At 62.2% G+C, this 18,221-nt stretch carries 19 protein-coding genes; 8 read left to right on the top strand and 11 right to left on the bottom strand.

The genetic code is table 11. From position 1 onward, the window contains the following. Positions 1 to 243 precede the first annotated feature (243 nt). On the top strand, positions 244 to 594 hold the full coding sequence (locus tag H597_RS0100095) for a phiTE_015 family protein (RefSeq protein WP_028100324.1): 351 nt from the start codon (positions 244 to 246) through the stop codon (positions 592 to 594). A gap of 34 nt (positions 595 to 628) precedes the next feature. Next, positions 629 to 1,060, top strand: a complete 432-nt coding sequence (locus H597_RS29165) for a hypothetical protein (RefSeq protein WP_229632054.1) — start codon at positions 629 to 631, stop codon at positions 1,058 to 1,060. A 43-nt stretch (positions 1,061 to 1,103) separates the two neighbouring features. Here the strand turns inward: H597_RS29165 and H597_RS0100085 are convergent, their stop codons facing one another. Then, positions 1,104 to 2,597: a leucyl aminopeptidase gene (locus H597_RS0100085; protein ID WP_028100323.1), complete on the bottom strand. Its 1,494-nt coding sequence runs from the start codon at positions 2,595 to 2,597 to the stop codon at positions 1,104 to 1,106. A 42-nt stretch (positions 2,598 to 2,639) separates the two neighbouring features. On the opposite strand from H597_RS0100085, the gene lptF reads away from it, so the two are divergent. The 3 genes from lptF to H597_RS0100070 are packed head-to-tail and all read left to right on the top strand — an operon-like array spanning position 2,640 to position 5,304. Then, positions 2,640 to 3,761: an LPS export ABC transporter permease LptF gene (gene lptF / locus H597_RS0100080; RefSeq protein WP_028100322.1), complete on the top strand. Its 1,122-nt coding sequence runs from the start codon at positions 2,640 to 2,642 to the stop codon at positions 3,759 to 3,761. After that, the gene (gene lptG / locus H597_RS0100075) at positions 3,758 to 4,927 is read left to right on the top strand and encodes an LPS export ABC transporter permease LptG (protein WP_028100321.1); all 1,170 of its coding nucleotides are present in this window, start codon (positions 3,758 to 3,760) and stop codon (positions 4,925 to 4,927) included. The genes lptF and lptG overlap by 4 nt, the downstream gene beginning before the upstream one ends. Then, positions 4,927 to 5,304, top strand: coding sequence for a sirohydrochlorin chelatase (locus H597_RS0100070; protein WP_028100320.1), 378 nt, complete (start codon positions 4,927 to 4,929; stop codon positions 5,302 to 5,304). Before lptG ends, H597_RS0100070 begins: the two co-directional genes overlap by 1 nt. Here H597_RS0100070 and H597_RS0100065 read toward each other — a convergent pair. From H597_RS0100065 to H597_RS0100035, 7 genes are read right to left on the bottom strand one after another with little or no spacing between them, the layout of a single operon-like run. Further along, positions 5,274 to 6,020: a hypothetical protein gene (locus tag H597_RS0100065; protein ID WP_028100319.1), complete on the bottom strand. Its 747-nt coding sequence runs from the start codon at positions 6,018 to 6,020 to the stop codon at positions 5,274 to 5,276. The genes H597_RS0100070 and H597_RS0100065 overlap by 31 nt on opposite strands. Positions 6,021 to 6,051: 31 nt before the next feature. Then, positions 6,052 to 6,768 carry a uroporphyrinogen-III C-methyltransferase gene (cobA, locus tag H597_RS0100060; RefSeq protein WP_028100318.1) on the bottom strand — a complete coding sequence of 239 codons (717 nt, stop codon included), beginning with the start codon at positions 6,766 to 6,768 and terminating at the stop codon, positions 6,052 to 6,054. A 25-nt stretch (positions 6,769 to 6,793) separates the two neighbouring features. Beyond that, entirely contained in the window at positions 6,794 to 8,101 is a 1,308-nt protein-coding gene (locus H597_RS0100055) for a sulfate adenylyltransferase subunit 1 (RefSeq protein WP_028100317.1), read from the bottom strand. Then, positions 8,101 to 9,024, bottom strand: a complete 924-nt coding sequence (gene cysD / locus H597_RS0100050) for a sulfate adenylyltransferase subunit CysD (RefSeq protein ID WP_028100316.1) — start codon at positions 9,022 to 9,024, stop codon at positions 8,101 to 8,103. Before cysD ends, H597_RS0100055 begins: the two co-directional genes overlap by 1 nt. Next, positions 9,025 to 9,738 (bottom strand): phosphoadenylyl-sulfate reductase, encoded by a 714-nt coding sequence (locus H597_RS0100045; RefSeq protein ID WP_028100315.1) that lies wholly within the window; start codon positions 9,736 to 9,738, stop codon positions 9,025 to 9,027. It lies immediately after the preceding gene. A 2-nt stretch (positions 9,739 to 9,740) separates the two neighbouring features. Continuing rightward, a complete protein-coding gene (locus H597_RS0100040; RefSeq protein ID WP_028100314.1) occupies positions 9,741 to 10,289 on the bottom strand; it encodes a DUF934 domain-containing protein in 549 nt (182 codons plus the stop codon). Continuing rightward, positions 10,282 to 11,973, bottom strand: a complete 1,692-nt coding sequence (locus H597_RS0100035; RefSeq protein ID WP_028100313.1) for a nitrite/sulfite reductase — start codon at positions 11,971 to 11,973, stop codon at positions 10,282 to 10,284. Before H597_RS0100035 ends, H597_RS0100040 begins: the two co-directional genes overlap by 8 nt. A gap of 148 nt (positions 11,974 to 12,121) precedes the next feature. On the opposite strand from H597_RS0100035, the gene H597_RS0100030 reads away from it, so the two are divergent. The 3 genes from H597_RS0100030 to H597_RS0100020 all read left to right on the top strand — a co-directional run bounded on the left by H597_RS0100030 (position 12,122) and on the right by H597_RS0100020 (position 14,684). Continuing rightward, the gene (locus H597_RS0100030; protein WP_028100312.1) at positions 12,122 to 13,063 is read left to right on the top strand and encodes a CysB family HTH-type transcriptional regulator; all 942 of its coding nucleotides are present in this window, start codon (positions 12,122 to 12,124) and stop codon (positions 13,061 to 13,063) included. Further along, the gene (locus tag H597_RS29160) at positions 13,060 to 13,512 is read left to right on the top strand and encodes a hypothetical protein (protein ID WP_051293417.1); all 453 of its coding nucleotides are present in this window, start codon (positions 13,060 to 13,062) and stop codon (positions 13,510 to 13,512) included. The genes H597_RS0100030 and H597_RS29160 overlap by 4 nt, the downstream gene beginning before the upstream one ends. Before the next feature lie 89 nt (positions 13,513 to 13,601). Continuing rightward, positions 13,602 to 14,684, top strand: a complete 1,083-nt coding sequence (locus tag H597_RS0100020; RefSeq protein ID WP_028100311.1) for a porin — start codon at positions 13,602 to 13,604, stop codon at positions 14,682 to 14,684. Positions 14,685 to 14,763: 79 nt separating this feature from the next. On the opposite strand, the gene H597_RS29155 is transcribed toward H597_RS0100020, so the two are convergent. From H597_RS29155 to H597_RS0100005, 3 genes are all read right to left on the bottom strand, one after another. After that, the gene (locus H597_RS29155) at positions 14,764 to 15,447 is read right to left on the bottom strand and encodes a sensor histidine kinase (RefSeq protein ID WP_051293416.1); all 684 of its coding nucleotides are present in this window, start codon (positions 15,445 to 15,447) and stop codon (positions 14,764 to 14,766) included. Positions 15,448 to 15,518: 71 nt separating this feature from the next. Beyond that, complete coding sequence (locus H597_RS0100010) at positions 15,519 to 16,286, bottom strand: LytR/AlgR family response regulator transcription factor (RefSeq protein WP_028100310.1); 768 nt, start codon at positions 16,284 to 16,286, stop codon at positions 15,519 to 15,521. Between the two features lie 64 nt (positions 16,287 to 16,350). Then, positions 16,351 to 17,739, bottom strand: a complete 1,389-nt coding sequence (locus tag H597_RS0100005) for a sensor histidine kinase (protein ID WP_028100309.1) — start codon at positions 17,737 to 17,739, stop codon at positions 16,351 to 16,353. Between the last annotated feature and the right edge of the window lie 482 nt (positions 17,740 to 18,221).

Here is an 18,221-nt window from a genome sequence, read left to right as displayed (position 1 = left end):
AAAAAGGTGCAACTGCAAAAAAAATTTCCAATAGTGCTTCATAGTTATCAGATTGGTACTAAAATTACGCTATAAACAACCGTAAACATCAATATACTTACAAGGTTGGTATCGAAGTTGTTTCCACTACGCTGGGTGTTTTTGCTTATTTGCAACGGACTGGAATGTTGTCTCTAGTAAATAAGTGGTAATATAGGGAAACTAATTCCGATTTAACAAAGCACTGCACACTAAAGGAATAACATGCGATCTGCATTCGAAGCATGGGCGCAGAAGGACGGTCAAATCGTCCGTCGGCGCGAAGACAAACCAGAAGAGTACCTGGTCTATGAAACGCAACGTCGTTGGCTGATCTGGCAGGCGGCACTGGAACATGGTAAATCCCCAAGCGGCCGCAAGTCCGCCAAGGAAGCCAGCGCTCGTGCCGCGACCCAGCAGCGCCCACAGGCAATTGCCACGGCCGACGCCGAAGTGCGTAACGAAGTCCTGAACGAGGTTCTTGACGCGTTCCAGGGGATTGGCGCAAACAGCATGGACGACATCATGCATGTCATCCAGGGTTTGCGGCAGAAAAAAGGCCAGTCGGCAGACTGAGCCCGACTGCATGCCATCCCGGCTGAGTCGATCCGTGTCCGCTGCGTTCTGCGCAGCGGCGCTGGGGGGCTGTGCCACCTTGTTCGACTCCAGCGAGCAATCGGTGCTGGTCCAGACCGTGCTGGATCACCAGCAGGTTTCCGCCATCGGCTGCGTGCTCTCGAATGACCGGGGGCGCTGGTTTGTCACTTCACCCGGGCGCGTGATGGTGCATAAAAGCACCCAGCCGCTGGTGGTGGATTGCCGCCGCGAGGATGTCTGGGCGTATGACCAGATCGAATCGCGCCAGAATGCCTCCAAGTGGGGCAATATCATCTTCACGCTCGGGGCCGGCCAGATTGTCGACAAACAGACTGGCGCGGGCTTTGATTTGCCGTCGACGCTGACGGTGATCCTGCAGCGCGGGGAGGGCGCCGCCGCGCGCGGCGCGCCGCTCCAGCAGCCGACGTCGACGTCCATCTATTAAAAAAGCCGGGTCACCCCGGCTTTTTTATTTCCCGTTCTACCAATTATTGGCGGCCGATCAGGAAGTTGGTCAGCAGCGGCACTGGGCGGCCGGTGGCGCCTTTGGCTGCGCCCGATTTCCATGCGGTGCCGGCGATATCGACGTGCGCCCATGGATACTTGCGGGTGAAGTTTTCCAGGAAGGCCGCCGCGGTGCAGGAGGCGCCGCCCGGGGAGCCGATATTGGCCAGGTCGGCGAAGTTGGACTTCAGCTGCTCGTTGTACTGCTCGCCGATCGGCAGGCGCCATGCGGTATCGCCGGTGGCTTTGCCCGCCGCCATCAGGGCGTCGGCCAGCGCGTTGCCGGCTTCGTCGTCGCGCGCGAAGACGCCGCTGTTATGGTGGCCCAGGGCGACGATGCAGGCGCCGGTCAGGGTCGCCACGTCGATCACGGCGGCCGGGTTGAAGCGCTCGGCATAGGTCAGCGCGTCGCACAGGATCAGGCGGCCTTCGGCGTCCGTGTTCAGGATTTCGATGGTCAGGCCGTTCATCGAGGTGACGATGTCGCCCGGCTTGGTGGCGCGGCCGGACGGCATGTTCTCGCAGGCGGCCACGATGCCGATCACGTTGGACTTCAGGCCCATTTCGCCGATGGCGCGGAAGGTGCCCAGTACGGAGCCGGCGCCGCACATATCGTATTTCATCTCGTCCATGCCCGGGCCGGCCTTGATCGAAATGCCGCCGGTGTCGAAGGTGATGCCTTTGCCGACCAGCACGGTCGGGGCCTCCTTGGCCTTGCCGCCCTTGTGCTTGAGGACGATGAATTTGGGCGCCTGCTCGGAACCGTTGGTTACGGACAGGAAGGAATCCATCTTCAGCGCTTCCATCTGCTTGCGTTCCAGGATCTCGACTTCAAAGCCGAAGTCCTTGGCCAGCTTCTTGGCGGTGTTGGCCAGGTAGGTCGGGGTGCAGACGTTGGCCGACAGGTTGCCCAAATCCTTGGTCAGTTCCATGCCGTTGGCGATGGCGATGGCCTGCGACAGCGCCAGCTTGGTGGCGGCGTTGTTCGCCACGGCCAGGGCCAGCTTTTTCGGACCCGCCCATGCAGGGTCTTTTTTGGATTTCTGCGCGTCGGTGCGGTACACGGCGTCGCGGCCGGCCAGTACCACGCAGCGGATCGCCCAGTTGGCGTCGCGGCCTTTCACTTCCTCCAGCGGCAGTGCGATAATAGCGTCCGTCGATGCAACGGTGCCCAGCGCCTTGATGGTGGCGTTGATGGCCGAACCGATGGCTTTTTCGGCGACGGCTTCGTCGCCACCCAGGCCTACCAGCAGTACGCGCTCGGCGGCGGCGCCTTTCAGGCCGCGCAGCAGCAAGGTGGTGCCGGCCTTGCCGGTAATGTCGCCGGACTTCAGCGCAGCGGTGATTTCACCGGCGCCGTCGAGGGCTTTAGCCGCTTTCGAGAGTTTTTTGTTTTCGAAGACGCCGACTACGATGCAGCCGCTTTTGGCGCTGGCGATGGTGTTCTTGGCGTCGAATGCTTTTATGCTAAAGTCCATTTGGATTCTCCTTAATTTTGTAGAACGAATTATAAACGTCGAATGATTTTCCATCGCGCCCTCCGCCGTGAGCTGGCCAGCTCCGCCGGGGCCACCTTTACGGTGCTGTTCTCAATTCTCCTGACGTGGACCTTGGTCACCATCCTGGGCCGGGCCGCGGGCGGCAAGGTCGCCTCCAGCGATATCATCGCGCTTCTGGCGTTCGCAGCCCTGAATTATCTGCCAACTGTCCTCGTTTTCACCAGTTTTATTTCAGTACTGATGGTGATCACCCGCACCTACAAGGATTCGGAGATGGTGGTGTGGTTCGCTTCGGGTTTGAGCCTGGCGCGTTTCATCAGGCCGGTGCTCGCCTTCGGCTTGCCGCTGGTGATACTGACGGCCCTGCTCAGTCTCTATGTCACGCCGTGGGCGCGCGCCAAGAGCTCGGAGTATGTGGAGCGCTTCGCCAAGCGGGAAGACCTGCAGAAAGTGTCGCCGGGCCAGTTCAAGGAATCGTCTTCGGCCAACCGTATTTTCTTCGTCGAGGGTGTGACCGGCAGCACTGCCGTGGTGCGCAATGTGTTCGTCAACCAGGTCGACGCCAAGGGTACGTCCGTGATTGTGGCCAGCGAAGGCGTGGTCGACGCAATGCCGAACGGGGAGCGCTACCTGGTGCTGAAGAACGGGCGCCGTTACCAGGGCAAGCCGGGCGATGCGGATTTCCAGAGCATGGAGTTTGAACGCTATAGCATGCGCGTGTCGCAGCAAACGAATGAGGTCGGCAGCGCGAAAGACGCCAACGCCATGACGACGGCAGCGCTGCTGGCCGACTGGGGCAATAATTTCGCCAGGGCGGAAATGATGTGGCGCCTGGCGTTGCCGATCACCTGCCTGCTGTTGATCCTGGTGGCGATCCCGCTCGGTTTCGCCAATCCGCGCGCCGGCAGCGCCATCAACCTGATCATCGCGGTCCTGGTCTTCTTCACGTATAACAACCTGACCAAGGTGTTCGAAGGCAGCATCAAGCAGGGCAAAATGACCTTCGCCATGGGCTGGTGGCCCTTGCACCTGGCGGCAACGCTGGTTGTGCTGGCGATGTTCGCCTGGCGCCTGAACGTGAACCACCGTTATCATCCGCGCGCCCTGTGGGCAGCCTTCAAGCGCGGGGGCATCAGGAAATGAATATTCTTCAGCGTTACTTCTTCGTCTCCATCCTGCAGGCGGTCGCCTTTGCGCTGGCCGCCCTGCTTGGCCTGCAGGCGTTCATGGACCTGACCGGCGAACTGCCGGCCGTGGGCAAGAACGGTTACGGCATGCAGCACGCCGCGCTGTACGTGCTGACCATGCTTCCGCAGCACGTCAATGAGGTGCTGCCCGTGGCATCGCTGATCGGCACGATCTATACGATGGCGCAGTTCGCGTCGACGTCGGAATTCACCATCATGCGCGCGTCATCGATGACCACACGCATGGCGGCGACCATGGTCGGCAAGGTGGGGGCGGTGCTGGTGGTGCTGGCTTTCCTGTTCGGCGAGCTGATCACTCCTTACCTTGCGCCGCTGTCGGAAAAGATCCGCCTGACCGGCCGCGGCACCACGGTGTCGTCCGAGTTCCGCTCTGGTATGTGGACCAAGGACATCGTCAAGAGCGCCGGCATGACGGGCGATGTGCAGGGGACGCGCTTTTTCAATGTGCGCGAGGTGCGCCCCGATGGCGAGCTGGCCGATGTCAAGTTGTATGATTTCGATACCGGCTTCCGCCTGCGTTCGCTGACCCTGGCGAAGACGGCCACCTTCAAAGGCAACAATACCTGGCAGCTGAACGACGTCACCGAGAATGTCTTCAGCAATCCGGCGCTGGCGGTGGAAGGCGCGCAAGCCAATCTGGCCAACAACTTCGCGCAGGCCACCAGCGTGGTGGAGGTCAGGAAGCACGCCAGCAAGGAGCTGATTTCGGAGATCACGCCGAAAATCCTGTCCGTATCGGGCTCCGATCCCGAGCGCATGTCGGCCAACGAACTGGCCGTATACACGCGCCACCTGCAGGAGAACAAGCAGGGCACCGAACGCTTCAAGATCGCGTTCTGGAAAAAGATGTTCGACCCGCTGGCGATCTTCGTGCTGATGGCGCTGGCGCTGCCATTCGCCTACCTGCACACCCGCTCCGGCGGTGTGAGCCTGAAGATTTTCATCGGCATCATGATCGGCGTCAGCTTCCTGCTGGTGAATACCCTGTTCTCGCATATCGGATTGCTGTCGGCGCTGCCGGCCTTCCTGACGGCGCTGATGCCAAGCCTGCTTTACCTGGCGCTGGCCCTGGGCGCCTTGTATTGGGTGGAGCGGCACTGATGGGCGGCCGTGCCTTGGTGCTGTTCGCGCATGGCGCACGCTCGGCCAGTTGGGCCGCGCCGTTCGAGCGCCTGCGCGACTTGGCCGCGGCGCGCGCGCCGGATGTCGACGTTTCCCTGGCTTTCCTTGAGCTGATGGCGCCGACGCTGCCGCAGCAGGTGGCTGCGCTGGTGGCGCGGGGCGTGGATGATGTGACGGTGGTGCCAGTGTTCCTGGGGCAGGGCGGGCATGTGCTGCGCGACCTGCCCTTGATCCTCGACGAGATACGCCTGGCGCATCCCGCTGTGACGGTACGCACCGTCGGCGCGGTGGGGGAGGACCCCACCGTACTGCAGGCGATGGCCGATTACTGCTTGTCGTCGCTGCCTTTGGCGTGAGCCACCATGGCGGCGATGGTGCTGCCGGGGGTATCGAATTCGCGCTGCACCGCGTCGCGCAGGGCTTCCGACTTCAGGGAGTCGAGTGCGGCCGCACTGGCTTTGGCCACTTCCTCGTCTTCGCCCAGGCGGCGGAAGACTTCCACCACCAGCCTGACTTCCTTGGTGTAGTTCAGTACGAAAGCCAGCAATTGCGGGGCAGACGAGGTGCTGCCGCGTTTTGCCAGGTCTTCGGCAAAATCGTTGACGCGCTTGGCCATGGCCGCGATGCGGCCCACCGGGTCGGGCAGGTAGCGGCGCGCCAGCGGAAAGTCTTCGACCGCCACCAGGGCCGGCAAGGCCAGGTCGGCGCAGTCCCGGGCCAGCTCGGGCAGCTTGGTGTCGAGCTGGGTGAACAGGTCGTGGGTGGCGCGCTCCTCGCCCAGCGCGCTATTGATGGCGCAGACGTCGTGGAAGCGGGCGGGCGTGGCGCCGCCGCTCAGGATGCGCTGGGCGTCGCGGTCGCGGATCGCTTGCAGGGCGCGGCGCGCAAGCGGGAATTGTTCGGCGAGGTAGATCCAGTCGCGCAGGGCGAAAGACAGGCGCACACCCGCCAGCGACGGATCGGCTTCCAGCGCATGCTCGTGGAACCATAGGTGGTCGCGCAGCGCGTCTTCGTATTTGCCTGCCAGGCGCGCATTGCGGGCGCGCTCCAGGACTTCGTGGGCTTGGCTCATCTTGTACCTCTATTTGTAAGAGGACGATATTTTACCGGGTTTGCTGCGGCCGGGCTGCCATGGCATTGCCCAGCATGACCAGCACCGGCCCGTGCGCGGCCGGCAGGCCGTGCGCCAGGTCGGCCAGGGTGATGCGTTCAATGCGCTGGTCGGCGCGGCTGACGTTTTCAATGACGACCACCGGGGTCTCCGGGGCGCGCCCCTGCGACAACAGGTTGTTGGCGGTGGCGATCGCCTCGCGCCCGCCCATGTACTGCACCAGCGTGTCGGTGGACGGGATGGTGAGTTCTTCCGGATGGCCCGGCGCGGTGGAGGAGGTGAAGAAGGCCACGCTGCGCGCCACGCCACGTTTGGTGAGCGGCTGCAGGGCCGCTGCGGCCGCCGCCACGGCGGTGGTGATGCCGGGGACGACCTCGACGTCGATGCCTTCGGCTTCCAGCGCCGACAGCTCTTCATCGGCGCGGCCGAACAGCATCGGGTCGCCGCCCTTCAGGCGCACCACGGTGCCGTAGCGCCTGGCGCAATCGACCAACTGCTGGTTGATGACTTGCTGGGCGGTGGAGCGCTGGCCGGCGCGCTTGCCGACCGAGATCTTCTCGGCCTGCGGGCACAGCTCCAGCATCTGCTCCGTCACCAGCGCGTCGTACAGCACCACGTCGGCTTGCGCCAGCAGCCGTGCGCCGCGCATGGTGATCAGGTCCTGCGCCCCGGGTCCCGCTCCAATTAAATACACTTTCCCGAATGGCATTGCGCAGGCTCCTGTCTGGCGAAGGTTACTCGCCGAGGCGGATCATGCCGGCGGCTACTGTCTGGTGTGTGACCTCATCGATCAGGATGAAGGCGCCGGTGGCGCGGATGTCCGAATAGGCATCGGCCGCCAGCGGCTGCTGCGTGGCCAGCGCAATGCGCGCCACGTCGTTCAGCTTCAACACATTCGCATCGTGACGGTGCTGGGTGTTGATGTCAAGGATGGAGTCGATTTTCGCCACTTTTGCGGCCGTTTGCCGGGTGCCGTGCTTGACCAAGTACTTGCGGCGCAGGTCCAGCGGCTCCTCGGACAGCCAGCATACGTCGGCCGCGACCTGCTTGAGCAGGGTGGCCGGCTGGGCGCTGGAGGCGAGCAGGTCGCCGCGCGAGACGTCGACATATTCTTCCAGCACGATGGTGACCGACTGGCCGGCGCTGGCCGATTGCAGGGAGCCGTCGAAGGTGACGATTTCCTTGACCGTGGCCGCCTGGCCCGAAGGCTGCACCACCAACTGGTCGCCGACCGCGATGCTGCCGGACTCGATGCGGCCCATGTAGCCGCGGAAGTCGTTGGCTTCGTGCCCGTTATGGCGCGCCACCAGTTGCACCGGGAAGCGGAAGGGCGCATCGTGCGCTTCGTCGTACACCGACAGGTCTTCCAGCAACTCGATCAGGGTAGGGCCCTGGTACCACGGCATCTTGCCGGACGGCTCGACCACGTTGTCGCCGGCCAGGGCCGACAGCGGAATGGTCTTGACGTCCTTGATGCCCAGGGTCTTGGCGAATTCGCCGTAGGCCTTGACGATGCGGTCGTACACGTCCTGGTCGTAGTTCACCAGGTCCATCTTGTTTACGGCCACCACCACGTGCTCGATCTGCAGCAGGTGGGCGATGGTGGAGTGGCGCTTGGTCTGGATCAGCAGGTCGACGCCGCCGTCCTCGCGCAGCTTCACTTTCGATACGTCGACCAGGATGATCACGGCGTCGGCGGTGGAGGCGCCGGTCACCATATTGCGGGTGTACTGCTCGTGGCCCGGCGTGTCGGCGATGATGAACTTGCGCTTCGGCGTGGCGAAGTAGCGGTAGGCCACGTCGATGGTGATGCCCTGTTCGCGTTCGGCTTCCAGGCCGTCGGTCAGCAGGGACAGGTCGATGGTGTCGCCCACGGTGCGCTTGTGCTTGGCGCGCGACACGGCGGCCAACTGGTCGGCGAAGATGCCTTTGCTATCGAACAGCAGGCGGCCAATCAGGGTGCTCTTGCCGTCGTCGACGGAGCCGGCGGTGATGAAGCGCAGCAGATTACGCTGGTTCAGGTTGTCGTTCAGTGCGTTCATCAGAAGTATCCTTGCTTCTTGCGTTTTTCCATGGAGGCTTCGGAGGTCTGGTCGTCCATCCGGGTGGCGCCGCGCTCGGTGACCTGGGTGACGGCGGTTTCCGCGATGATCGCGTCCACGTCGGCGGCGTCGGACGATACCGGGCAGGTGCAGGAGATATCGCCCACGGTGCGAAAGCGCACGGTCTGGGTTTCCACAGTCTCGCCTTCGCGGGCCGGGGTCAGGCCGGTCAGCGGCACCAGCAGGCCGTTGCGCGGGATGACCTGGCGTTCGTGCGCAAAGTAGATCGACGGCAGCGCCAGTTTTTCGCGGGCGATGTATTGCCAGACATCGAGCTCGGTCCAGTTCGAGATCGGGAACACGCGCATGTTCTCGCCCGGGTGGACGCGGGTGTTATACAGGTCCCACAGTTCCGGACGCTGGGCTTTCGGGTCCCACTGGCCGAATTCGTCGCGGAAGGAGAAGATGCGCTCCTTGGCGCGCGCTTTCTCCTCGTCGCGGCGGGCGCCGCCGATGCAGGCGTCGAAGCCGTGTTCGGCGATGGTTTCCAGCAGGGTGACCGCTTGGGCGGCGTTGCGCGAATCGGTTTGCGGGTTGCGCAGGCGCACGGTGCCCTTCCTGATCGAGTCTTCGACAGAGCCGATGATCAGGCGTTCGCCCAGTTCGGCCACGCGGCGGTCGCGGAATTCGATCACTTCCGGGAAGTTATGGCCGGTGTCGATGTGCACCAGCGGGAAGGGGAATTGACCGGGACGGAAGGCTTTTTCGGCCAGGCGCAGCAGGACCACGGAGTCCTTGCCGCCGCTGAACAGCAGGGCTGGGTTCGCGCATTCGGCCGCGACCTCGCGCAGGATGTGGATGGCTTCCGATTCCAGCGCGTCCAGGTGGCGCGAATTGACGTGTTGTTCTACCAGTGCGTTCATTTAACCTACCTTTTTGATACGAATCAGTTTACCGTCCACGAGGTGCAAGCCGCATTCCTTCGAGTCCGGGTTTTCCCACCACCAGCGCCCGGCGCGGACGTCTTCGCCCGGCTCGATGGCGCGGGTGCAGGGCTCGCAGCCGATGGACGGGAAGCCCTGGTCGTGCAGCGCATTGTAGGGCACCTCATTGGCGCGGATATAGTCCCACACCTCCTGCTCCGACCAGTCGGCCAGGGGGTTGAATTTCTCCATGCCATGGGGGGCATCATACTCCTGCACCGCCAGCTCGGAGCGGGTTGCGGATTGGGCGCGACGCTGGCCGGTAATCCAGGCTTTTTTTCCCTGCAAGGCACGGCCCAGCGGTTCGACCTTGCGGATATTGCAGCATTCCTTGCGCAGTTCCACGCTGTCATAGAAGGCGTTCAGGCCTTTCTTTTGCACGTAGGCGTCGACCGCGGCCGGCGCCGGGCGGTACAAGGCGATCTCGTAGCCGTAGCGCTGCTGCACGCGCGCCACCATCGACAGGGTTTCCTTGTGCAGGCGGCCCGTCTCCAGCGAAAAGATGCCGATGGGGAGACCGGCCTTCAGGATCAGGTCCGTCAGGACCATGTCCTCGGCAGCCAGGCTGGAGGCGAACACCGCCGGCGAAAATTCGGCGGCGACGCGTTCGAGCGTGGCGAGCGTATCCCGCACGCGGGTGGCGAGCTCGCTCATGGTCAGGCTCCCGTGGCAGGCGATGGGCGCGCGTGGCGGCGGAACAGCGGCACGCGCTGGTCGACCGATGCCTGGTAGGTCTCGCTGAACACGGTCAGGCCCAGCAGGGCATCTTCGATGCTGCGGTCCGGACGGGTGTCATAGGCGTCGAAGCCCACGCGCTGCATGGAGAACAGCTGGTCGCGCAGCACGTCGCCGATGGCGCGCAGTTCGCCGGTCCAGCCCAGGCGCGAGCGCAGGTTCCAGGCATGCGAGTAGCCGCGGCCGTCCGTGAATTTCGGGAAGTCGATCGCCACCAGGGCCAGGCGCGGCAAATCCTCGCGCAGGGCGACCGGATCTTCGTCCGGTGCCAGCCACACGGCGATCTCGCCGGCCGCGGCGCGCGGCGACAGCGCCTCGCGCCGCGCCAGCCAGGTCTGCAGGGGCAGGATCACGCGGCCGGCCGGCACCGACAAGGCGGACACGGTGTCGGCATCGGCACCTTCTTCGGCGCGCACCAGGTTCCAGTCGTCGGCCACGATCGCGCGGCCCTTGATGATTTGCTTAGGCATATTCGTCTTCTCCTACCAGGCGGCCCGCGGTTTCAATCGGCGTGGCATATACAAATTCCTTGAACGGGGCGATGCCCAGGCGCTGCGCCGTGTCGACGAAGCGTTCTTCCGGCGTGCGCTCGCGCAGGTACACCTGCAGCAGGCGGTCGATCACTTCCGGCATCTGCTGGGCGGAGAACGACGGGCCGATGATCTTGCCGATGGCGGAGTGGTTGCCTTGCGCGCCGCCGATCGACACCTGGTACCATTCGGCGCCGTCCTTGTCCACGCCCAGTACGCCGATATTGCCGACGTGGTGGTGGCCGCAGGCGTTGATGCAGCCGGAAATATTCAGCTCGAAATCGCCGATATCGTGCAGGAAATCGATGTGGTCAAAGCGCTCCGCGATCGCCTGGGCGATCGGGATCGACTTGGCATTGGCCAGCGAGCAGAAGTCGCCGCCCGGGCAGCAGATGATGTCGGTCAGCAGGCCGATATTCGGCGTGGCCAGGCCGTGCGCCTTGATTTCCTGCCACAGCTCGAACAGGCGCGATTGCTCGACGTCGGCCAGCACGATGTTCTGCTCGTGGGTAACGCGCAGTTCGGCAAAGCTGTAGCGCTCGGCCAGATCGGCCATGAAATCCATCTGTTCGGCGGTTGCATCGCCGGGGGGCACGCCGGTCTTTTTCAGCGACAGCACGACGGCGGCATAGCCGGGTACCTTGTGCGCCTTCACATTGCGCTTCAGCCAATTGTGGAAGGCCCTGTTGTCGGCGTGCGCGGCGGCCGGATCGATCGCCGGCAGGGTTTGGTAAGCATGCGGCTGGAAGTAGGCGATGATGCGCTCCATTTCCTCCAGCGTCAGGGTCTGTTCGGTGCCCTTCAGGTCTTCCCATTCCGCTTCCACCTGGCGTGTGAATTCTTCCACGCCCAGGGCTTTCAGCAGGATCTTGATGCGGGCCTTGTACTTGTTGTCGCGCCGGCCGTGCAGGTTATACACGCGCATGATCGCTTCGGTATAGGTCAGCAGGTGTTCGCGCGGCAGGAATTCGCGGATCACGCTGCCCAGGATCGGGGTGCGGCCCATGCCGCCGCCGACCATGACCTTGAAGCCGATTTCACCCGCTTCATTGGTCACCACGGTCAGGCCGATGTCGTGCACGGCGATGGCGGCGCGGTCTTCCACGGCGCCGTTGATCGCCACCTTGAACTTGCGCGGCAGGGCGATGAATTCCGGGTGGAAGGTCGACCACTGGCGCAGCACCTCGGCATAAGGGCGCGGATCGATGATCTCGTCGGCGGCGACGCCGGCGAATTCGTCGGAGGTCACGTTGCGGATGCAGTTGCCCGAAGTCTGGATGGCGTGCATTTCCACCGAGGCCAGCTCGCTCAGGATTTCCGGCGTCTCTTCCAGCTTGATCCAGTTGAACTGGATGTTTTGGCGGGTGGTGAAGTGGCCGTAGCCGCGGTCGTATTTGCGGGCGATGTGCGCGAACATGCGCATTTGCTTGGCGCTCAGCAGGCCGTAAGGGACGGCGATGCGCAGCATATAGGCGTGGCGCTGCATGTACAGGCCGTTCTGCAGGCGCAATGGCAGGAATTCGGCTTCGGTCAGCTCATCGTTCAGGCGGCGCTGCACCTGGCCGCGATACTGCTCGATGCGTTCGCGGATGATGAGATGGTCGTATTGGTCGTATTGATACATAGCTTTCCCAGTCAGGCATGCCCAAAGTGGAATCAATGGTAATAAACCGGGGCTTTATTCCAAACGACATAGTCTTTATTTGCTTATATGCTGTTAAGGCATAAGCATCAGCGTAAAATACGCGCAGGGGAGTCCAACGAGAGCGAGAATGAATCTTCACCAACTGCGATTCGTGCGGGAAGCCGTACGCCAGAACTACAACCTGACCGACGCCGCCAAGGCCTTGTTTACGTCCCAGCCGGGCGTTTCCAAGGCGATCATTGAGCTGGAAGAGGAGCTGGGGGTGGATATTTTTACAAGGCACGGCAAGCGGATCCGCGGCCTGACCGAGCCGGGCAGGCTGGTGTTGCAGTCGGTGGAATTGATCATGCAGGAGATCGACAGCCTGAAACGCATCGGCAAGGAGTACGCCGCCCAGGACTCGGGCAGCTTCACCATCGCCACCACCCACACCCAGGCGCGCTACACGCTGCCCAAGGTGGTGCAGGCCTTCATGCAGAAATACCCGAAGGTGCGCTTGTCTTTATTGCAAGGAAATCCCCGGCAGATCGCCGAGATGGTGCAGCGCGACCAGGCCGACCTGGCCATCGCCACCGAATCCATCGCCGCGGTGGACGGGCTGATCACCCTGCCTTGCTACCAATGGGAGCACGTGGTGGTGGTGCCGCCCGAGCATCCGCTCCTGCGGATCAAATCGGTCACGCTGGAAGAGGTGGCCGAGCACCCCGTGATCACGTATGATGCCGCCTTTGCCGGCCGGTCGCGCATTGACCAGGCCTTCGAAAAGCGGGGATTGAAGCCGGACGTGCTGCTGGAGGCGATCGATGCGGACGTGATCAAGACTTACGTGGAGCTGGGCATGGGGATCGGCATCATTGCCGGCATGGCCTTCGACCCGGAACGCGACCGTAACCTGCGCGCGATCCCTGCCGGACACCTGTTCGGCATGAATGTGTCGCGCGTGGCCGTCAAGCAGGGCGCCTACCTGCGCTCCTATATATATACCTTCATCGAACTGCTGGCGCCGACTTTGAACCGCAAGTTGATCGAACAGGCGATGAAGGGCGAACATGAGAACTACGAACTGTGATTAACGAAGAAGAACTGTACGAGGTGCGCGAGCACGTCGAAAATCTGCTGGAAGACCATGAGGTCCTGCAGCTGGAAAGCACCGACCTGTCCACCCTCGACGCTGAGCCGGGCCAGTACACGGCCGTCTACGCCGAATTCCTGTGGGCCCAGGTGCCGCGCGAAACCCAGGACAAGTTCCTGAAGCAGCTGCGTGAGAAGGTCGGCAAGGATGTCCTGCTGGTGTTGCTTGGCGAGGATTATGTGGACGGCGAGAGCTTCCCCATCGCGCGCACCGACCAGCACGGAAATACCTACGAATTCCAGAAAGATGACGCCGGACACCGCGTCGAAGTCATGAAAAACTACCCGTCCGACAGCTGGCTGCGCAAGCGCCTGGGCATTGCGGCGCGCGAAATCAAGGTCCTGCGGTCCGAATATTACTGGGTGGTGACGGGGCGCCTGAAGTAAGTTTTTCTTGTCATATTGTTGAAGTAATTCGAGGGCAATATAGCTGCGTTTGAAACATTTCCCTCAACTTCAACAAAGTAGGACGACAAGTGAAAAAACTTACCCTGGCAGCACTGATCATCGGCGCATTCGCCGCGCAAGCCCAAGCCCAGTCCAATGTGACCATCTACGGTATCGCTGACGCAGGTTTCGTCGCTGAGCGCGGCGGCGTGAACGGCAGCGTCAACAAGGTGACCAGTGGTGTTGGTTCGGCTTCCCGCCTGGGCTTCAAAGGCGTGGAAGACCTGGGCGGCGGCACGTCCGCTGTCTTCGTCATCGAATCCGGCGTCAAGATCGACACCGGCGACCAGGACACCGCTGGCGTGTTCGCACAGCGCCAGGCCTACGTCGGCCTGAAGAGCGCCGAAGCCGGCCAGATCACACTGGGCCGCCAGTACACCATGCTGTACAACGCCCTGTCCCAGGTTGGCGACCCATTCGGCGCGGGCTACGCCGGCAGCGCCAAGAACCTGTTCCCTACCGGCGGCGTGAACACCCGCGCGTCCAACACCATCGTGTATAGCTCCCCGGTCTTCTCCGGCTTCAACGTCGATGCCATGTACGGCATGGGCGAGCAGAACGGCGACAACACCGCCGGCCGCCAGTTCGGCCTCGGCCTGAACTACTCCCAGGGCCCGCTGAACGTGCGCCTGGTTCACAACAATAAGAACAACGACGTGGCCGCAGTCGGCGCCACCCCGGCTGTTCGCAAGGACAAGGCGAAGAACACCCTGCTGGCCGCCAACTACGACTTCGGCGTCGCCAAGGCCTACTTCGCCTACGAAAAAGACAAAGGCGCCGGCAGCGCACCACTGCCAGTGGCTAATGCCTACGGCTTCGCGGTTGCCCCTAAGTCCTCCAACAACAGCGCTGAATGGCTGCTGGGCGTGGGCGTGCCACTGGGCGGCGGCAACCTGGTCGCTTCGTACATCCACAAAGATGACAAGCAAAACAACCAGGACGCCAACCAGTACGCCATCGGCTACCTGTATGCACTGTCCAAGCGCACCACCGCCTACACTTCGATCGCCAAGATCAAGAACAAGAACGGCGCTGGCTATACCGTTGGCAACAACACCGAAGCTGGCACCGGCGACAAGGCGTTCAACCTGGGCCTGCGCCACGCCTTCTAAGCAGCTTTTGCAGCAAGCAGTAAATCTCTCTCGAAGCGATTCATGATCTTTGGCGGGTCTTCGGACCCGCCTTTTTTTTTCAGGATCCGCCCGGGAGGGGAATCCTGATCGCTACCCGGGTCCCGCGCCCAGGGCTGGCGCTGCCATCCACGCTGATGCTTCCCTGAAGCGCAGCAACCCGTTCGCGCATGCCGAGCAGTCCCAGGGTATTCACTTTCGCCATATCCCCCTTGGCGATGCCTCGTCCATCGTCTTGGATATCGATGCTCAGCTCAGCGTCGTCGCGCCGCAGGCTGATCTGCGCTGCGCTGGCGCCGGCATGGCGTGCGATATTGGTCAGCGATTCCTGCACCAGGCGGTAAATTGCCGTGCTATGGCGTTCGTCGAGCTCCAGCGCGTCGGGCTGGGCTTCCAGCGCGCAGCGGATGCCGTGCCGCTTTTCGAATTCGCGCCGCAGGCTTTCGAGCGCGAAGTACAGGCCGCCTTCCTCCAGCGCGCGCGGGCGCAGATTGCCCGCGATGCGGCGCAAGGAGCCGATTGCCGTCAGCAGCAGGCTGTCCATGCTCGCCATGCGGGCTTCGGCTTCCGGCGAGCCTGGCGGAAGCCGCTTCATCAGGGTCAGTTCAAGCCGCAGGGTGGCCAGCAGCTGGCCAAGGTCGTCATGCAGTTCGCGCGAGATGTGGACGCGCTCGTCCTCCCGGATCGCCGCCAAGGCGGAATCGGTGGAACGGCGTCCCTGGATGCGGGTGCGGGGATTCTTCAAGGTCGGTCTCCTGGCGGCTGCGGCCACCAGGACACCGTATTACAGCCAGCCGCCGGACGGCTTGATCTGCATCACATCTGTTTGAACAGATGCAGGAAGGAGCGGCTGACTTCCAATTTGTCTGGACGGCCTTTGATCATCACCAGGTGGCGGCCCCGGATGTCGCGCGTTACGCCTTCGATGGCATTCACATTGACCAGGGTCGCGCGGTGGATCTGCCAGAACAGGGCGGGATCCAGCTCATCGGCCAGGTCGCGCACCGGCTTGCGGATCAAGGCCTCGAATTTGTCGGTCTGCACGCAGGTGTATTTTTCGTCCGAACGGAAGAACAGGATTTCCTCGACCGGGATCATGCGCAGGTCGGAGCCGATGCTGGCCTGGATCCATTGCAGGAATTTCGGCTTCGGCGAGGCGATCTTTTCCGCCAGCTGGCTCAGGATGGCAGCCATGTCCGCGCCTTGCGCTGCGCTGGCGGCCGGCGACGAGAGGCGGCCCTTCAGGCGTTCGATGGTGATCTTCAGGCGCTCGGGCTCGGGCGGCTTCAGCACGTAGTCGACCGCGCCGCGCTCGAAAGCTTCCACCGCATAGGCGTCGTAAGCGGTGACGAATACCACATTGCTCCTGTTGCCGATTTCAGCGGCGGCTTCCATGCCGTTCTTGCCCGGCATGCGGATATCGAGGAAGGTGAAATCAGGCTTCAATTCCTCGACTAGTTCAATCGCTTCGTCGCCGTTCTTGGCTTCGCCGAGGATTTCCAGTTCCGGCCAGACTTGTTCCAGCCGCATGCGCAGCTGGTCACGCATCAGTCGCTCATCGTCGGCAATAATTGCAGTGGGCATGGTGCTCAATAAGATGAAATAAGAAGTATCAATTATTCAATGGATCGCAGCTTAAGGCAATCGCTTATTCCGAGCGCGCCAGCTGGTACGGCACTTCGATAATGGCGATCACACCGCTCGGCTGGTTGGGTTCGATTTTCAGCGAGGCCTGGTCGCCGTGCAGAAGCTTCAGGCGTTCGCGGATATTGGTCAGGCCCAGGCCGGTGCCCGTGCTTGGCTTGGCGCCGAAGCCCAGGCCATTGTCGGTGACGGTCACGCGCAGCTTGCTGTGCGCCACTTCCGCGCGAACCTTCAGGTAGCCGCCATCGGGCTTGCCTTCCAGGCCGTGCTTGATGGCGTTTTCCACCATCGATTGCAGCATCATGGGTGGGAAGGCGGCGGTGCGCAGGCCTTCGGAGACATCAAATTCGACGCTCAGGCGTTCTTCCATGCGCATTTTCAACAGGGCCAGGTAGGCCGCCACCATGTCGGACTCGCTGCCCAGCGTGCTGGTCAGCTTGTTCTCGCGCATTTGCGGCAGCACAGCGCGCAAGTACTTGATCAGGCTGCGCTGCATGGCCGAGGCGCGCGGCGGATCTGTTTCGATCAAATGTTCCACTGAGGCCAGGGTGTTGAAGAGGAAGTGAGGCTCCACCTGGGCCTGCATCATCTGCATCTTGGCTTCGCTCAGCTGGCGCTGCATGGATTCGCGTTCGGCCGCCGCGTTTGCGACCTGGGCTTCCGCTTCCGCCTTCTTCTTGCCGCCAACCAGCGCCTTCATCGCAAAAAGGGCCAGCAGCAGGAGCGTGATGAAACTGGTGAACCAGGTCGAGGCCTGCTTATGGTAGCGGGAAGACTTTTCTTCGGCTGCGCTGTCGACGGCTTGCTCCAGCGCGTTGGACAATTCCTCACCAATTTGCGGCGGCAGTTCGATATGGACTTCCTCGCCCGGCATTGGCGCCGCCGGCGCCGCTGGTGCGGCAGGCATCCTGGTTTTGCCGGCTTTTGGGGCGGGCGGGGCTGGCGGAGCGGGCGGCGCCGGATTTGCCGCGGCGACCGGGTCGGCGGGCAGGGCAGGGGCGGCAGCTTCGGCGGCGGTGGCTTCCTCGGCTTCATTCGGTGCGGGGGCGGTGTCGTCGCCAGTGTCGGCGTCCGCATCGGCGTCCGCTGCCGGCTTCTTGATCTTGCCGGCACGCGGATTGAAGTGAATACCGCTATCGTCAATCGTGATATTTGGGTCGGCCGTCCCGGCCTTGTTGGGGCGCTTATGGGAACGCATCACCATCTCTTCGTCACGGGAGGGCGAGAAGAGTTCTTCCTGCAAAATGGACGCGGCGATCATCGACAGCGCGGCAAACAGGAAAAATTTCCACCAAGACAAGTGTGTTACCCAGCCAGTCGTCGCATCGAAGGCCCGGTGTAACCAGGCCAGGACAGTTTTTGCTGTGTCTTGGGCTTTCGGAGTTGGAAACATGCGCAACCTTCTATTGAATATGGGGCAAGTGTAGATAACCTTGCGCAAAGCCGCCACCGGCGTGCGACAGAATGCAGAATTCCGGGAATAGAAGAATGCCCTTGCGGACAGGCGGATCGTTTGCTATAGTTCTGTCCCTCGCAACGCAGCACTGTTAAAACAGTAAGCGAAGCGGGAAAAAGAAGGGGTTGACGAGTTGCACGCTGTACCGCATAATCTCGCTTCTCTGCTGCTGACGAACACAACGCTTCGTCGAATAAACAAGCAGCGATCTTTAAAAATCAACAGTCGATAAGTGTGGGCGTTTGACGATATGCCCGGACCTTCGGGTCCGATGCTCAAAATATACGTTATAACGCTCGCACAAAATATATTAAACGTAATCTCGCAAGAGATTCGTCAGTATTTTGAGTGAGTGACCTCCGGTAGCAATATCGGAAAAACAGAGATTGAACTGAAGAGTTTGATCCTGGCTCAGATTG

The sequence above is a fragment of the Pseudoduganella violaceinigra DSM 15887 genome, from assembly GCF_000425385.1.
In the GTDB taxonomy this organism is placed as follows: domain Bacteria; phylum Pseudomonadota; class Gammaproteobacteria; order Burkholderiales; family Burkholderiaceae_D; genus Rugamonas; species Rugamonas violaceinigra.
The sequence above is the reverse complement of the archived record's forward strand: the minus strand, read 5'-3'. Positions and strand labels throughout refer to the sequence as shown.

Excerpts from the sequence above, each read along its gene's own strand:
- H597_RS0100005 (WP_028100309.1), bottom strand. The coding sequence starts at position 17,739 with ATGTTTCCAACTCCGAAAGCCCAAGACACAGCAAAAACTGTCCTGGCC.
- H597_RS0100070 (WP_028100320.1), top strand. The coding sequence starts at position 4,927 with ATGGGCGGCCGTGCCTTGGTGCTGTTCGCGCATGGCGCACGCTCGGCC.
- H597_RS0100095 (WP_028100324.1), top strand. The coding sequence starts at position 244 with ATGCGATCTGCATTCGAAGCATGGGCGCAGAAGGACGGTCAAATCGTC.
- cobA (WP_028100318.1), bottom strand. The coding sequence starts at position 6,768 with ATGCCATTCGGGAAAGTGTATTTAATTGGAGCGGGACCCGGGGCGCAG.
- H597_RS0100040 (WP_028100314.1), bottom strand. The coding sequence starts at position 10,289 with ATGCCTAAGCAAATCATCAAGGGCCGCGCGATCGTGGCCGACGACTGG.
- H597_RS0100045 (WP_028100315.1), bottom strand. The coding sequence starts at position 9,738 with ATGAGCGAGCTCGCCACCCGCGTGCGGGATACGCTCGCCACGCTCGAA.
- H597_RS0100085 (WP_028100323.1), bottom strand. The coding sequence starts at position 2,597 with ATGGACTTTAGCATAAAAGCATTCGACGCCAAGAACACCATCGCCAGC.
- cysD (WP_028100316.1), bottom strand. The coding sequence starts at position 9,024 with ATGAACGCACTGGTAGAACAACACGTCAATTCGCGCCACCTGGACGCG.
- lptG (WP_028100321.1), top strand. The coding sequence starts at position 3,758 with ATGAATATTCTTCAGCGTTACTTCTTCGTCTCCATCCTGCAGGCGGTC.
- H597_RS0100035 (WP_028100313.1), bottom strand. The coding sequence starts at position 11,973 with ATGTATCAATACGACCAATACGACCATCTCATCATCCGCGAACGCATC.
- lptF (WP_028100322.1), top strand. The coding sequence starts at position 2,640 with ATGATTTTCCATCGCGCCCTCCGCCGTGAGCTGGCCAGCTCCGCCGGG.
- H597_RS0100065 (WP_028100319.1), bottom strand. The coding sequence starts at position 6,020 with ATGAGCCAAGCCCACGAAGTCCTGGAGCGCGCCCGCAATGCGCGCCTG.
- H597_RS0100010 (WP_028100310.1), bottom strand. The coding sequence starts at position 16,286 with ATGCCCACTGCAATTATTGCCGACGATGAGCGACTGATGCGTGACCAG.
- H597_RS0100055 (WP_028100317.1), bottom strand. The coding sequence starts at position 8,101 with ATGAACGCACTGAACGACAACCTGAACCAGCGTAATCTGCTGCGCTTC.
- H597_RS0100030 (WP_028100312.1), top strand. The coding sequence starts at position 12,122 with ATGAATCTTCACCAACTGCGATTCGTGCGGGAAGCCGTACGCCAGAAC.